Here is a 13,681-nt window from a genome sequence, read left to right as displayed (position 1 = left end):
ATCAATGCCCGGCAGCTCATCGTCCGCCAGGCTTATTAACGCTCACATGCCTTTGAACGATTCGACGGCCATACGCCGGAGACTGGTCAGCAGAGGCGCAAACCTGTTGCGCCCCTGCAAGTCCATTCGTGCGTCTCCGGTAAAGCGGTCGAAATCAGTCTACAGAGACATTCTCGAAGTGATGCTTACCGAGCGGATCCACGACGTAGCCTTTCACTTCCTTACGCACAGGCTCATACACGGTGGAGTGTGCGACAATCAGCGCCGGAGCCTGATCGTGCATCACCACCTGCGCCTGTTTGTACAGTTCGATACGCTTGTCGTGGTTGGATTCGGCGCGCGCCGGTTGAATCAGATCTTCAAACGGCTTGTAGCACCAGCGGGAGTAGTTGGAGCCGTCTTTCGCCGCCGCGCAGCTGAACAGCGTGGCGAAGAAGTTGTCCGGATCCCCGTTGTCGCCGGTCCAGCCCATCATCACCGTCTGGTGCTCGCCCGCTTTGGCGCGCTTGAGGTATTCACCCCACTCATAGGTCACGATTTTGGCTTTCACGCCGATCTTGGCCCAGTCGGCCTGGATCATTTCCGCCATGCGGCGCGCGTTCGGGTTGTAAGGACGCTGTACCGGCATCGCCCACAGATCGATGCTGAAACCGTCGGCCATGCCCGCTTCTTTCAGCAGCTCTTTCGCCTTGGCCGGATCGTAAGCGTAATCCTGCACCGCGTCGTTATAGCCCCACATGGTCGGCGGGATCAGGTTCTTGGCCGCCTGGCCCGCGCCCTGATAGACCGCATCGATGATCGCCTGCTTGTTGACCGCCATGGTCAACGCCTGACGTACCTTCAGGTTATCCAGCGGCTTTTTCTCGACGTTGAACGACAGGTAGCCCACGTTCAAGCCCGGCTGTTCCATCAGGTTGATGGACTTGTCCTGCTTCATGCGGGCGATATCGGCCGGGTTCGGATACGGCATCACCTGGCATTCGTTTTTCTGCAGTTTGGCGTAACGCACGGAGGCGTCAGGCGTGATGGAGAACACCAGGCGATCGATCTTCGGCTTGGTGCCCCAGAAACCGTCGAACGCCTTGTACAGGATCTTGGAGTCTTTCTGGTATTGCAGCAGCTGGAATGGGCCGGTGCCGATCGGATTCAGGTCGACTTTCTCCGGCGTGCCGGCTTTCATCATCACGTCAGCGTATTCGGCGGACAGGATGGACGCGAAGTCCATGCCCAGGTCAGCCAGGAACGGCGCCTCCGGGCGGTTCAGCACGAAGCGCACGGTGTTGTCGTCGACTTTTTCGATCTTGGCGATCAGCTTAGGCATGTCCATGCCTTCGAAGTATTCGTAACTGCCGCCGGACACCTTGTGATAGGCGTTGTTGGCATCCAACTGGCGCTCAAAGGAGAACACCACGTCGTCGGCGTTGAAATCGCGCGTCGGTTTGAAATCTTTGCTGCTCTGCCACTTCACGCCTTTGCGCAGGTGGAAGGTGTAGGTTTTGCCGTCTTCGCTGACGTCCCACTTCTCCGCCAGACCTGGCTGCAGTTCGGTGGTGCCGATTTTGAATTCGACCAGACGGTTGTAGATCGGTACCGAGCTGGCGTCGTAGGTGGTGCCGGAGGTGAACAGCTGCGGGTTGAACCCTTCCGGGGAACCTTCAGAACAGTAAACCAACGTCTTGGCCTGTACGCTGGCCGCCACGGTCAGCGCGATCAGCCCAATGCCGAATTTCAGAACCCCCGATTTACCCAAGGAACGTGTCATCGTTAGTGCTCCATTGTGTGATGTGATGTGTGTAATTGCCGCCAGACCTGTATTTTTTATTGCGTGGCCTGTGCGGTCGGCGCCCGAAGGCAGAAGGTATGAGAGGAGAGAATGCCGGATGGAACGCATCGCGGCGGGGACGTCTGAGCGCGTGGAATTCACTCAAACAACTCTCGCTCTTATCCCTGAGGCTATCAAGTTGCCAACTGTTTGGGGTGTCGTCAATATAACCAGTGGGGATTTACGCAGACTGTGAGAAACAGCAAACAAACATAAAAAAAACCTTTTGTTAACAGTTCCAGCATGAAAATTTATGCTAAGCGGTCATTTTTAGCGCATTGGTCTGACCCCCACAAACTTACTGGTTTTTAACTCCGTTAAAAAACGCCAAAACTTTGTTGCTGAATGATGAATATCTGAACGGTTATTTTTGTGATCGCCGTTAAAGACAGAAGGAAATGCTGAAGGATTACCCAAAAGGGTGAGTCCGATGACCGCGTTTTGCTCGGGGCAAAGCCACAATCTGTGCGGCGTAAAAAAACTTTCGGCGGCGAAAAAGCCGGGGGCGAAAGGATATCCCCCGGCAACGCACTGCAACCGATTATTGAACGCCGGCGCTGTTGCCCAGGCTGGCGTTCATGCTGTTGAGAATATCGCCGTTATCCGCGTCGATCTCCCAGGAGAACAGGCCGCCCAACTGCTTATCCAGCACGTACTTACCTTTGGCCTGCACCGAGCGGGCATCGTCGAAGGTGATCAGATCGCCGGTGGAAGGTTTGAACACGTATGGCGCTTCCGCAGTAGCGTCGTAGGTGTACTGCCACTCGCCGCTCATGAACTGGCTGGCGATTTGGCGATAATCCACGATGCCGTTCTCCCAGGTGCCTTTGACCGGCCCGGTGGCGGTGCCGGTGAACGGAATATTGTTCTGGTAGCCGTTCACCCCGGTCCAGCCGCGGCCATACATGGCGGTGCCGACCACAATCTTGCCCGGCGTGACGCCCTGCGCCAGCAGCGCATTGACGCCGTTCACCGTGGTATAAGCGGTGTCCGGTTTCCAGGCCGGCGCATTCAACGCGGTCTGATGCCCCAGGTTCTTCAGATCGAAGGCGCCGTAGAAGTCGTAGCTCATCAGGAAGATGTGATCCATCGAGTTCTGCGCGACGTTGTACGCCACCTTGTCGATCTTGTCCTTGCCAGCGCTGATAGCGGAGGTCAGCTCATACTTGCGGCCGGTTTCCGCCGACAGCTGATCCAGCATCGCCCGCAGCTCTTTCATCAGCAGCACATAGGTTTCCCCGTCTTGCGAGCTGCCCAGGTTAGGGTTAGCGCCTTTGCCGCCCGGGAACTCCCAGTCGATATCCACACCGTCGAAGAACTTCCAGGTCTGCAGGAACTCTTTCACCGAGCCGACGAAGCGATCGCGCTTCACCTTGTCACCCATGAAGAAGAACGGGTCGGATAACGTCCAGCCGCCGATCGACGGCAGAATTTTCAGGTCAGGACGCGCCTGCTTCAGCGCCATCAGCTGGCCGAAGTTGCCCTTGTAGGGGTCATCCCAGGCGGTGACGCCCTTCTGCGCTTTTTGCAGCGCGGCGAACGGATCGTGGATCGAGACTTTGAAGTCCTCCCGGCCCTGACAGGAGCGCTGCAACGCCTGGAAACTGCCTTCGATCTCTTTCAGGCTGTCGTTGATGCCGTTGCCGCCGCAGATCGGGATAAAGCCGTACAGCAGGTGGGTCAGGTTTTGTGCCGGGATCTTGTCGACGGTGAAATTGCGCCCGTAAACGCCCCACTCGACGAAATAAGAACCGACGACTTTGCCGGAGTTTTGTTTATAAGGTTTGTTCTTTTCCAGCAGCGGCTCTTTCAACGGCGCCAAATGGCTACCGTCGGTATCGGCCACCACAATTTCGGTGGCGTCGCTGGCGGTGCAGCCGTCGGCATTACACAGTGCCACCTGCATTTGATAACGGCCGCCTTTATTCACTTTAAAATTTGCCGTACCGGAAGAACCGGTTGAAGGGCCGCTCCACGCCTCTTTGCCATTTAATAAAATCTTGGCCGTCGTGCCCGCGTCGCCATTCCATAAATTCCAGGAGACCGAAACGTCGGCGGCATTTTTTACCTTCACCAGATTATTATAAGCGGTGGCCGCCTGATCGACTTCGACGATGGCGAACTTGGTGTTACCCCAGGCGATGGTCGGCTTGCCCGGCGCGGCGGCCTGCGCCGCGGAACACAGCGTGCTGCCGATCAACAGCGCCAACAGCGGTTTATTAAATTTGCGCATAACTGATTCCTTTATTCCGAGAGGATAAACATAAAAGAGTTAATCGTCGCGATGCATTGCCGAAGCGAAAAAATTCCGCAATAATCCACGAAGATTAAAATCAATAAATAGCAACAGCGTCTTTCCACGTGGCGAAATAATCATTCCCACCGCGTATATTCAGACTATAAATAAAAAAGGCGTGAAAACAAGAGCGCTATCAACTGGGTTTTATTCAGCAAGCGTGAATTTATTTTAATATAGAAAAAAGAACCTAATTGGAATAAGGATCGTGAATTAATTAATTGCAAAGGATAAATATATTTCACAGGGGTGGTGAATTAACTCGCCATGCTGTTCATTGCCAAAATGAAGCCGTAAGTGCCCACGAAGGGAGGACACTCATAAACGACAGGCGAAAAAAAACCTGCTTTAAAAAGCAGGTTTTTCGAATGGTGGTCGGCGAGAGAGGATTACGCGCATCCTTGATGCGCGCCCTGCGGGCCGTTGCTGAAGCAACGTTGTCTCGCTTCGCGAGGCTCGAACCTCCTGCGGAGGTACTCATCCTCATAAACTGCAGGCGAAAAAAAACCTGCTTTAAAAAGCAGGTTTTTCGAATGGTGGTCGGCGAGAGAGGATTCGAACCTCCGACCCACTGGTCCCAAACCAGTTGCGCTACCAAGCTGCGCTACTCGCCGATGCGGGGCGCATCTTACTGCTGGCGGTTATAGGCGTCAATCACTTTTTTGCCCCCGTATTTCAAGTGGTGATAAAAGCGCCATAATGCGCTGCGCCGGGGGTTGCGCAGCGCAGGATGCTCAGGCTTTGGCGGTTTTCAGCGCCGGCGTCTGCGCACGCAGGAACGGCAGCAGGAACAGCGCCGACAGGCAGGCGGCGATGGAAATCACCACGAAGAAGCCGTTCCAATGCCAGATTTCCATCACCCGCGCGATCGGATAGCCAGACAGCGCCGCGCCCAGGTAGGCGAACAGGCCGACGAAACCGGTCGCCGCGCCCGCCGCATCCTTGTGCGAGCACTCCGCCGCCGCCATGCCGATCAGCATCTGCGGGCCGAAGATGAAGAAGCCGATGGCGAAGAAGCAGCAGGCCTGCAGCAGGTAGGTGACGCCTGGCATCAGCCACAACGCGGCTACCGACAGGAAGATACCGATAGCGAAGATCAGGTTCATCGGGCCGCGGTTGCCGCGGAACAGCTTGTCGGAACCCCAACCGGCCACCAGCGAACCAATAAAGCCACCCACTTCAAACAGCGAGATAGCCGAGTTGGCGGTCATCAGCGAATAACCTTTTTCCTGCGTCAGATAGAGGTTGCCCCAGTCGTTGATCGCGGTACGCACGATGTACACCAGCACGTAAGAGACCGCCAGCAGCCAGATGTACTTGTTGGTCAGCACGTAGCGCTTGATGATCTCACGATTGCTCAGCCCCTGACCTTCCGACTCCTGCACCAGCTCCATGGCGTCGTTGCGCCATTTGCCGACGCTCGGCAGCCCCATGCTGGTCGGCTTGTCGCGCAGGCGCCAGCACATCAGCAGGCCCAGCACCACGCCGATGATGCCGGGAATGATCATGCCGTAACGCCAGCTGAAGTGCAGCGAGATAAAGCCCACCAGCAGCGGGATCAGCGCGCCGCCGACGTTGTGCGATGTGTTCCAGATCGCCCACCAGCTGCCGCGCTCGGAGCGCGAATACCAGCTGGTGAGGATTTTGGAGCACGGCGGCCAGCCCCAGCCCTGGAAGAAGGCGTTGAGGATCCACAGCGTGCCCAGCATCATCAACGACGAGCTGAGGCCGAAGAAGATATTCAGCACCCCGGTCATGATCAGGCCCAGGCCCATAAAGTAACGCGGGTTGGAACGATCGCTGATCATGCCGGAAATGAATTTCGAGCAGCCGTAGGTGATGTAGAACAGCGTGCCGAGAATGCCGACGTCGGACATCGTCAGGCCCAGATCGCTCAGCATCGCCGGCATGATGAAGTTGAAGCTTTTGCGCGTGAAGTAAAACGCGGCGTAGCCGATGTACATGGTGCACATCAGCTGGATGCGCCAGTATTTGTAGCTGGCGTCGATCTGCCGTTGATCGGTGACCTGCGGCGCGTCCGGGCGGCTTTTAAGGAAAGACCACATGTGGAACCTCAGAGGATTGAATAAAGTGCCGCTATGATGCTCCTCGCGCGCGCGCGGAGCTTACGCCGGATTCCCGATGCGGCTAGGAGTTTTTCCTAGTTTTGCGCCTGCGCCGGCGAAACTGTGGGCAAGATCACACTCAAACAGGCGCCCCGCTCAGAGGTGAGCCGCAGGCTGCCGCCGAGGGCGCTGATACGCTCCTGCATACCGCGCAGGCCGTATCCCGGCTGATGATTATCCGCAGCAAAACCCACGCCGTTGTCACGGATGGTTAGGACGATCTGCGGCGCGGCGCCTTTGCGCGGTTGCAGGCGCGCGTCCAGCTCCAGGCGGCTGGCGCCGGCGTGGCGGCACACATTGGTCACGCCTTCCTGGCACACCCGATACAGCGTGATTTTCAGCGTTTCATCCAGCAGTTCGTCCGGTACCTGCCACTGCATGCTACTCACCAGCGACGCGTCCTGCGGCAGCGACTCCCGCAGCATCGCCGCCACCGCCGCCGACAGCGGCAGGTTGTTCAGCGCCGCCGGCCACAGCTGGGTCAGCACATCGTGCACCCCGTCGTAGACCCGCAGCGCCAACGTATCGATGGCGTCGGCGCAGCCGATCACCGCCGGCTCCGGCGCCAGGCGCTTGACGATGCTGGCCTGAGTGCGAATAACGGTAATGGTCTGTCCCACTTCATCGTGCAGCTCGCGCGCCACCTCACGCCGGGTTTGTTCCTCCGCCGTCACCAGCGCCCGCGCCAGCTGCCGATTCTCTTCCAGCCTCAGCCTCAGTTGCTGATTCAGCTCGCGCTGGCGCTGAATGCCGGCCCCCAGCAGCAACCCGGTCAGGCTTTGGACCAGCAACGACAACAGCAGATCGCGGTGCGACTCCGGCTGCGGCGGCTCGTTGACCATCAGCGCCACGCCGTTGAGCAGCGTCGCCAACAGCGCCCCCTGCCAGCCGTAGCGATAAGACATGAACACGATTGGGATCGCCAGGCAGAAAGGCGCGAAACGGCGCAGCTCGGCGGCGTTAACCTGCTGTTGCAGCCAGATGCTGAACGCAAACAGCAGCAGATAGCTGGCCAGGTGACCCAGGCGCAACTCCACCGGTTTGTGGATCAGCCCCGGCTCCAGCGGCACCCAGATTTGGCGCGCCAGATAGTGCCACAGCAGCAGGCAGGTCGGCGCGATGGTGAAACCGCCGGTCAGGCCGAGCAGCAGCGCGCGCGCGCCCTCGCCGCTCACCAGTTGCCACACCAGCGCCTGCAATAAAGCGGCAGCGGCCACCACCGCGCCCTGCAACAGCGGCCAGCGCCATTCACTGTCGCTCTGCTGATGGCGCAGCAACCACGGCGAGGCCAGCAGGCTGAGCAGCACCGTCAGTACCAGCACCGCCACCGATGCCCACAGCGCCGGGCCATAGCCGAACTGATCCGCCAGCAGCGCCATCAGCAGCAGGTCAGCCAGCAGGATCCCCGGCCAGAAACGGTACGGGCTCTGCAGCAGAATGCCCATGCGCAGGCCGAACGGGAACAGCAACAGCGCCTGCCAGGGCGGATCGATCAGCGCGGTGCCGATGCCCCACAGGCAAAACGCGCTGGCGGCATAGATGAAAAACAGCGCCAGCTGGGTGATCAGGCGCTGCGTCACAGATTCAACATCCGTCTGGCCAGCTCGACGTTGTTATTGATGCCCAGCTTGGCGAACAGGTTGGCGCGATGCACATGCACCGTCTTCGGCGACAGCCCCAGCGCGGCGGCAATCTCGCGCACCTCCTGCCCCTGCGCCAACAGCAGCGCGATCTCGCGCTCGCGGCGGGTGAGCGGATCCACCTTCACCCGCGCCAGCTGCTGGGCGATTTCCGGCATCAGGTAGACGCCGCCGCCGGCGACGGTGCGCACTGCGGTGATCAGATCTTCCGGCTTGCAACGCTTGGAGAGAAAGCCGCTGGCGCCGCGCTCCAGCGCCATTTCCACCAGCGCCGGATTATCGTGCATCGACAGCATCACCACGCGAATGCCGGAAGGAATGTCCGCCAGCAGATCCAAGCCGCTGCCGTCCGGCATCGAAATGTCGCAGATGCAGATTTCCGCCTCCAGCCCCGGCAGGCCGGCGCGCGCCTGCGCCGCGCTGCTGAATTCGCCCACCACCTGAATATCGGCCTCCAGCGACAGCAGCTGCACAAAGCCCGAACGCACAATGTCATGATCGTCGATAAACGCCACGCGCAGGGTCATGGAAATCTCCGGTTAGCAGGGAAAGTGCGCAAGTATACCGTATGCACACACCGGAATAATTGATGAAGAGAATGTATTAGGTGAAATAGCCGGGCGCACATGGCGCCCGGCAGGGGGATTACAGGCGGGCGGGCGCCGCTTTCGGCTGCGGCACATGGCACCAGTTGTTTTTATCCACGATGCCGCCGTTCGGCGAGGTGTAGCCGAGACAGCCGAGAATGGTGTCGAACAGCTCGACGTGGCGGTGCGTTCTGCCGATGCGCTGCTGCGCCTGCAGCTGCTCAAAGGCGCTGAGGTGCTGCGGATTCTCGAGGTACTTGTCCGACGCCCACACTATCATCGGCACGCGGAACTGCTCCGGCGGCGCCATTTCGCGCGGCGTGCCGTGCAGGTGTGTATTCTCGCCGATCGATTCGCCGTGATCGGCGGCGTAGAACACGATGGCCTTCTTGTCGCGCACCTGATCGATCACGTTGCTGATAAAGCTGTCGGTATACAACACGGTGTTATCGAAGGCGTTGATCAGCTGCGCCTTGGTGCAGGAGTCATCCACCCCCATACACTCCGGCTGATAGCGCGCATAGCTGCGCGGATAACGCTGCGAGTACAGGTAGTGCGAGCCTTTGGTATGCAGGATCACCAGGTGTTTGCCCTTCGGATAACGCGCCAGCGATTCCTTCATTTCATCCACCAGCAGCATATCGTCGACCGCCTTGCCGTCGTTGCGCTTCTCGGACGCGATCATCTCGCGGAACGAATAGTTGTTCACCTCGGTGTTGTTGTAAAACCACACTTCGCTCTGCATGGCGAACAGTTCGGAAGAGAAGCCCAGCTCTTTCAGTACCGCAAACACGTTCTGCTCTTTCAGCGTGCGCTGCGGGTTGTCCTCGGCACCGCCTTCACGCACGAACATGCAGCGCAGCGACAGTTTGGTGGCGGTGTCGCACGACTCGCCGCGGAACGCCACCAGATTCTTCTCTTTCGACAGCCGCGGCGTGGTATCGCGCTCGTAGCCCAGCATGCCCATGTGATCCCAGCGGGTGGTTTCGCCGATGATGAACACCACATAGGTATCGTCGATGTCGGCCGGCGGTACATAGGTGAAATGTTTGCCCGGATCGAACAGCGTGCTCTGATCCTGGCTTTCGTCATAGCGGGTATAGGCGAACAGCCCCAGCGCCGACAGCCAGTTGGACGGCAGGTACGAATGCGCCACCACGCCGCCGTAGCTCGGCAGATCGACGTTGGCGAGCTTCTCCTGCACGCTTTGTTCATCGTCCAGCATACGCAGCGGCAGCCATACCAATGCCACCACCGCCAGCAAGACCAGCAGCGGCTTGATGCGGTGGCCGGGGGTTTTCAGCTGCTCTATCAGGGTGTGGCGCAGGCTGTTTTTCCAGATCAGCAGCAGCGGCAAGGCGCTGAGCGCCATCATCCACAGCACGAAGTGCAAGCCGACCACCTCTTTCGACAGATCGATATCGGTGGTCATCACCGACACCACGATGCCGTAGCCGATCACCACATTGAAAAACGTCATGTAGTAGCTGGCGGCAACCGAAATCAGCACCAGCAGCGAGGCGACAATGCGATAAAACAAACGGCCGCCGAGCGACACCAACCGCATGATAAAGAAAGTGAACAAAACGATAGCGATCACTTCCGTCACCGCCGAAATAAGCTTAATTCCCTGAATGCCGTGCGCGAGCGAGTCAAAACGGCGATAAAAAACGGACAGGTTTAAAAAGATGCCGATATAGATCGCTAACAATAACGATAAATTCTGCTGCGATAGCGATTTTATTTTGTTCATGTAGTGCGGTGGCTCCGGAGGGCGATAGCAGTTCTGAGTTTTTCAGACAGTCAATGCGGCTGCAGGTTCAGCCAACCGGCAATAAGCGTGATTTGGCAGGCAACAATCAAGAGAATTCTCACAAAACGGACATTTTTTGCCATTCACGTGAACTGTTTTCAGGCGGGACGGACATGAAAATGGAGGGATAAACCCTCCATTTTTTCCAAGGTGTCGGCGAAAATCTTACTTAACGTTCAGAGTGACGTCGATTTTGCCGCGAGTAGCGTTGGAATACGGGCACACCACGTGCGCCTTTTTCACCAGATCTTCCGCCACGCTGCGTTCGATGCCCGGCAGCGAAATATCCAACTGCACTTCGATGCCGAAGCCGTTCGGGATTTCACCGATGCCGACGGTGCCGTCGATCTTCGCTTCGGCCGGAATTTTAACCTTTTCTTTCGCCGCGACGAACTTCAGCGCGCCGAGGAAGCAGGCGGAATAACCGGCGGCAAACAGCTGCTCGGGGTTGGTGACTTCGCCGCCGGCACCGCCCATCTCTTTCGGCACGCCCAGTTTCACGTCCAACACGCCGTCGGAGGAGGTCGCACGGCCGTCGCGGCCGCCGGTTGCGGTGGCGTGAGCGCGGTAAACCACTTTCTCAATAGACATCGTTCATTCCTTCTTGCTGGTTGGCGAGATGACTACGGCTTCCACGAGGGAAAACCGGTCACATATTTATCTTTTGCGATTAAATCGCGCACTACTTATTTTTGACACTTATTAACCAGTGTAGACCACCCGCGCCGTTCTTGCGTTCGGCGGCGACGGGTCAAATCTGATCGATCAGGCTGCCGCGCAGCTTTTCCAGCTGCTGTTTAAGCGAAACGATCTCGTCCAGGCTGCAGTCGGTGGCGCACATCACCGCCTCGGGCACCGATTGCGCCCGCTCGCGCAGCGCGCGGCCTGCTTCGGTGAGCGCGATGATCACCTGCCGTTCGTCGGTGGTGGCGCGATAGCGCACCAGCAAACCGGCGGTTTCCAGCCGTTTCAGCAGCGGCGTCAGCGTGGCGGAATCGAGGAACAGCCGCTCGCCGATATCCGATACCGTCACCCGATCGCGTTCCCACAGCACCATCATCACCAGGTATTGCGGGTAGGTGAGTTCGAGCTGATTCAACAGCTTGCGGTAAACTTTGTGCAGCGCCAGGTTGGCGGAGTACAGCGCGAAACAGAGCTGCTGATCGAGCTGCAGCAGATTCTTCGCCTTGAATTGTTCGGTATCGGTGCTTTTCATGCGTGTGAATATAGATAGTGCACGATGTAATCGCAAGCTATTTTTTGTGAGGTGTGCTACATTTTTTTCATGCAGAGGAAGCCCGGAGGGAAAGGAAATGACGAACACGCTTGCAGAACGCGCGCGCCGCTACGCCACCAAGGCGCATGCGGCCATCGATCAGCGCCGCAAATACACCGACGATCCGTACATCGTCCACCCGCAGGCGGTCATGGAACTGGTGCGTAGCGTGCCGCATACTGAAGAGATGCTGGCGGCCGCCTGGCTGCATGACACGGTGGAAGACACGCCCACCACCCTCGGCGATATCGAAAGCCACTTTGGGCCGCAGGTAGCGGAGCTGGTGCGGATGTTGACCAACGTCAGCCACGCCGAGGACGGCAACCGCTTCGAGCGCAAAAACCGCGATCGGCGCCACAGCGCAAGCGCATCGCCACAGGCCAAAACCATCAAGCTGGCGGATCTGATCGACAACACCCGCTCGCTGCTGGACTACGACAGCCACTTCGCCCAGACCTACCTGATCGAGAAGCAGCGCCTGCTGGAGGTACTGACCGAAGGCGACCCGACGCTGTGGCGCCAGGCCAGCCATATCGTCGAACAGGGGCTGCTCAGACTGCAGCAGCCGCCGCACAACGTGCCGGCCAGCTGGTTCGAGCATGCCCGCCGGCGCTACCGCGAGAGCGACGCGGCCTGATCAGAAGGTCACTACCGTTTTCAACGCCGTCACCCAGGCGTCCTGCGTCTCGCTGACGCCCGCCGGGTGATGCCAATACTGCAGGCCCGGCTGCAGCTGCAGCCACGGCGTGACGTTCACCCGATAATAGAGCTCCGCCGTCACCGAATGGCCCGGTACCGGCCGGTAGTTCGGATCGTGATAATCACTGACGCCGTTGAGTTGGTTGAGATAGCGCTGATTGTCTTTATAGCGATCGCTCAGCTTCACTACCGAGACACCCAGCCCCAGCCAGTCGTCCGGCCGCGCATCGAACAGCCCGCGGTAACGGATGCCGGTCGAGGTGGACCAGTGCAGGTAGTTGCTGCGCTGATCCCCCAGCCCCAGGCTGTAAAACACGCTCAGACCGCGGTTGGCGTCATCCGCATGGCGCGTCACCTGCTGGTTGAAACCGGTGTACAGGAACCAGGTGCGATCGTGGCTGCGATAGCCCTGCGGATCGCTGGCGCCCGGCCCGCCGGATACCCCTTCATAGAGATCGCTCTGGCGCGCGTTGGTGAACAGCACGCCCAGGTTATACACCCCCGGCAGCTGGTTGACGGCGTGGGTTTTCAGCTCCAGCTCCATCGGCAACAGAAAGCCTTTGCTGCCCTTGGTGGACCAACTCCAGGCGTGGCTGCGGCTGGGGGCGCTCGGGTTCTGTTCCATCACGCCGCCCTTGAGCGTCAGGCCGTCGGTCAGCTTGTACTGCAGCGTGGTGCCCCAGTAATGCACGTTCCAGTTGTACCAGGTCAGCGAGTTGGCGGACTTGCCGCCGCACAGCGTCAGCGTTTGGAAATCGCAGGGGATGATCTGATCGAAATCCTGCACCTTGTTCATCATGCCAATGCGCCACTGCAGCCGGCTGTCGAGGAAGGAACGGCTGAAGGTCAGCCAGCCCAGGCGGGTAATCGACTGCCCGCCAAAGCTCTCCTGCGACAGATCGGTCAGGCCGACGCGCGGATCCTGCAGCCGATCGCGGGTCAGGCTGTTGTCATGGTTGCGGTTGACGATATTGCCTTCGATCGCCGCGTCCGGAATGCCGGTCAGCGCCTGCAGATCCTGACTGAAGGTCAGCGAAAATTGGTCGATGTACGACGCCTGCTTATCGTGGTTGTAACCGCCGCCGGCGTTATACGACAGCTGGCTGAGGTAACCGAGATTATAGTGGAAACCGTGATCCTCCAGGATCGGCCTGATCCCCAGCATATCCCCCAATAGCCCAGGCTGCGGCGGTTCAAAACCGAGCGCCACCCCTTCCCATTTGGCGGTGGGGGCTTCGACTTCCTTGCCGGTCTGCAGCGTTTCCGCCTGCGCCTGGCTGCACCACAGCGCCAGCGCCGCCAGAGTCATAGAACGAGGTAATAAGCTTTTCATCATTATTATATTTCTCCGCATAACGGCTGACTGCGGGCAACAGCATTCCCTGGGAGAGAATTTCCCATCATGAACAGCAGCGAATAAAG

The 13,681-nt window shown here is 58.7% G+C and carries 10 protein-coding genes, 1 tRNA gene and 1 other RNA gene; 1 reads left to right on the top strand and 11 read right to left on the bottom strand.

Annotated elements, in window-relative coordinates:
* Positions 1-154: 154 nt before the first annotated feature.
* The 10 genes from dppA to ACRAWE_RS21340 form a co-directional block, all read right to left on the bottom strand.
* Positions 155-1,762: a dipeptide ABC transporter periplasmic-binding protein DppA gene (gene dppA / locus ACRAWE_RS21385; RefSeq protein ID WP_019452584.1), complete on the bottom strand. Its 1,608-nt coding sequence runs from the start codon at positions 1,760-1,762 to the stop codon at positions 155-157.
* 601 nt (positions 1,763-2,363) lie between these two features.
* Complete coding sequence (locus tag ACRAWE_RS21380) at positions 2,364-4,055, bottom strand: glycosyl hydrolase family 18 protein (RefSeq protein ID WP_019452585.1); 1,692 nt, start codon at positions 4,053-4,055, stop codon at positions 2,364-2,366.
* Positions 4,056-4,490: 435 nt separating this feature from the next.
* Positions 4,491-4,619, bottom strand: a non-coding RNA gene (locus ACRAWE_RS21375) — RtT sRNA.
* A gap of 36 nt (positions 4,620-4,655) precedes the next feature.
* Positions 4,656-4,732 (bottom strand) — tRNA-Pro (locus ACRAWE_RS21370).
* Positions 4,733-4,852: 120 nt separating this feature from the next.
* Complete coding sequence (locus tag ACRAWE_RS21365; protein ID WP_019452586.1) at positions 4,853-6,184, bottom strand: MFS transporter; 1,332 nt, start codon at positions 6,182-6,184, stop codon at positions 4,853-4,855.
* A gap of 95 nt (positions 6,185-6,279) precedes the next feature.
* Positions 6,280-7,824, bottom strand: coding sequence for a signal transduction histidine-protein kinase/phosphatase UhpB (uhpB, locus tag ACRAWE_RS21360; RefSeq protein WP_063918222.1), 1,545 nt, complete (start codon positions 7,822-7,824; stop codon positions 6,280-6,282).
* On the bottom strand, positions 7,821-8,411 hold the full coding sequence (uhpA, locus tag ACRAWE_RS21355; RefSeq protein ID WP_019452588.1) for a transcriptional regulator UhpA: 591 nt from the start codon (positions 8,409-8,411) through the stop codon (positions 7,821-7,823). The genes uhpB and uhpA overlap by 4 nt, the downstream gene beginning before the upstream one ends.
* Before the next feature lie 118 nt (positions 8,412-8,529).
* A complete protein-coding gene (gene eptB / locus ACRAWE_RS21350) occupies positions 8,530-10,224 on the bottom strand; it encodes a kdo(2)-lipid A phosphoethanolamine 7''-transferase (protein ID WP_063918223.1) in 1,695 nt (564 codons plus the stop codon).
* A 225-nt stretch (positions 10,225-10,449) separates the two neighbouring features.
* On the bottom strand, positions 10,450-10,875 hold the full coding sequence (locus tag ACRAWE_RS21345; RefSeq protein ID WP_432525854.1) for an organic hydroperoxide resistance protein: 426 nt from the start codon (positions 10,873-10,875) through the stop codon (positions 10,450-10,452).
* A gap of 160 nt (positions 10,876-11,035) precedes the next feature.
* A complete protein-coding gene (locus tag ACRAWE_RS21340) occupies positions 11,036-11,500 on the bottom strand; it encodes a MarR family winged helix-turn-helix transcriptional regulator (RefSeq protein WP_019452590.1) in 465 nt (154 codons plus the stop codon).
* Positions 11,501-11,597: 97 nt separating this feature from the next.
* Here ACRAWE_RS21340 and ACRAWE_RS21335 point away from each other — a divergent pair, with 97 nt between their 5' ends.
* The gene (locus ACRAWE_RS21335; RefSeq protein ID WP_019452591.1) at positions 11,598-12,197 is read left to right on the top strand and encodes an HD domain-containing protein; all 600 of its coding nucleotides are present in this window, start codon (positions 11,598-11,600) and stop codon (positions 12,195-12,197) included.
* On the opposite strand, the gene ACRAWE_RS21330 is transcribed toward ACRAWE_RS21335, so the two are convergent.
* The gene (locus ACRAWE_RS21330) at positions 12,198-13,568 is read right to left on the bottom strand and encodes a carbohydrate porin (RefSeq protein ID WP_432525888.1); all 1,371 of its coding nucleotides are present in this window, start codon (positions 13,566-13,568) and stop codon (positions 12,198-12,200) included.
* Positions 13,569-13,681 lie beyond the last annotated feature (113 nt).

Source organism: Serratia sp. BFP-2025 (assembly GCF_050880365.1).
GTDB classification, from domain to species: Bacteria; Pseudomonadota; Gammaproteobacteria; order Enterobacterales; family Enterobacteriaceae; genus Serratia; species Serratia surfactantfaciens.
The sequence above is the reverse complement of the archived record's forward strand: the minus strand, read 5'-3'. Positions and strand labels throughout refer to the sequence as shown.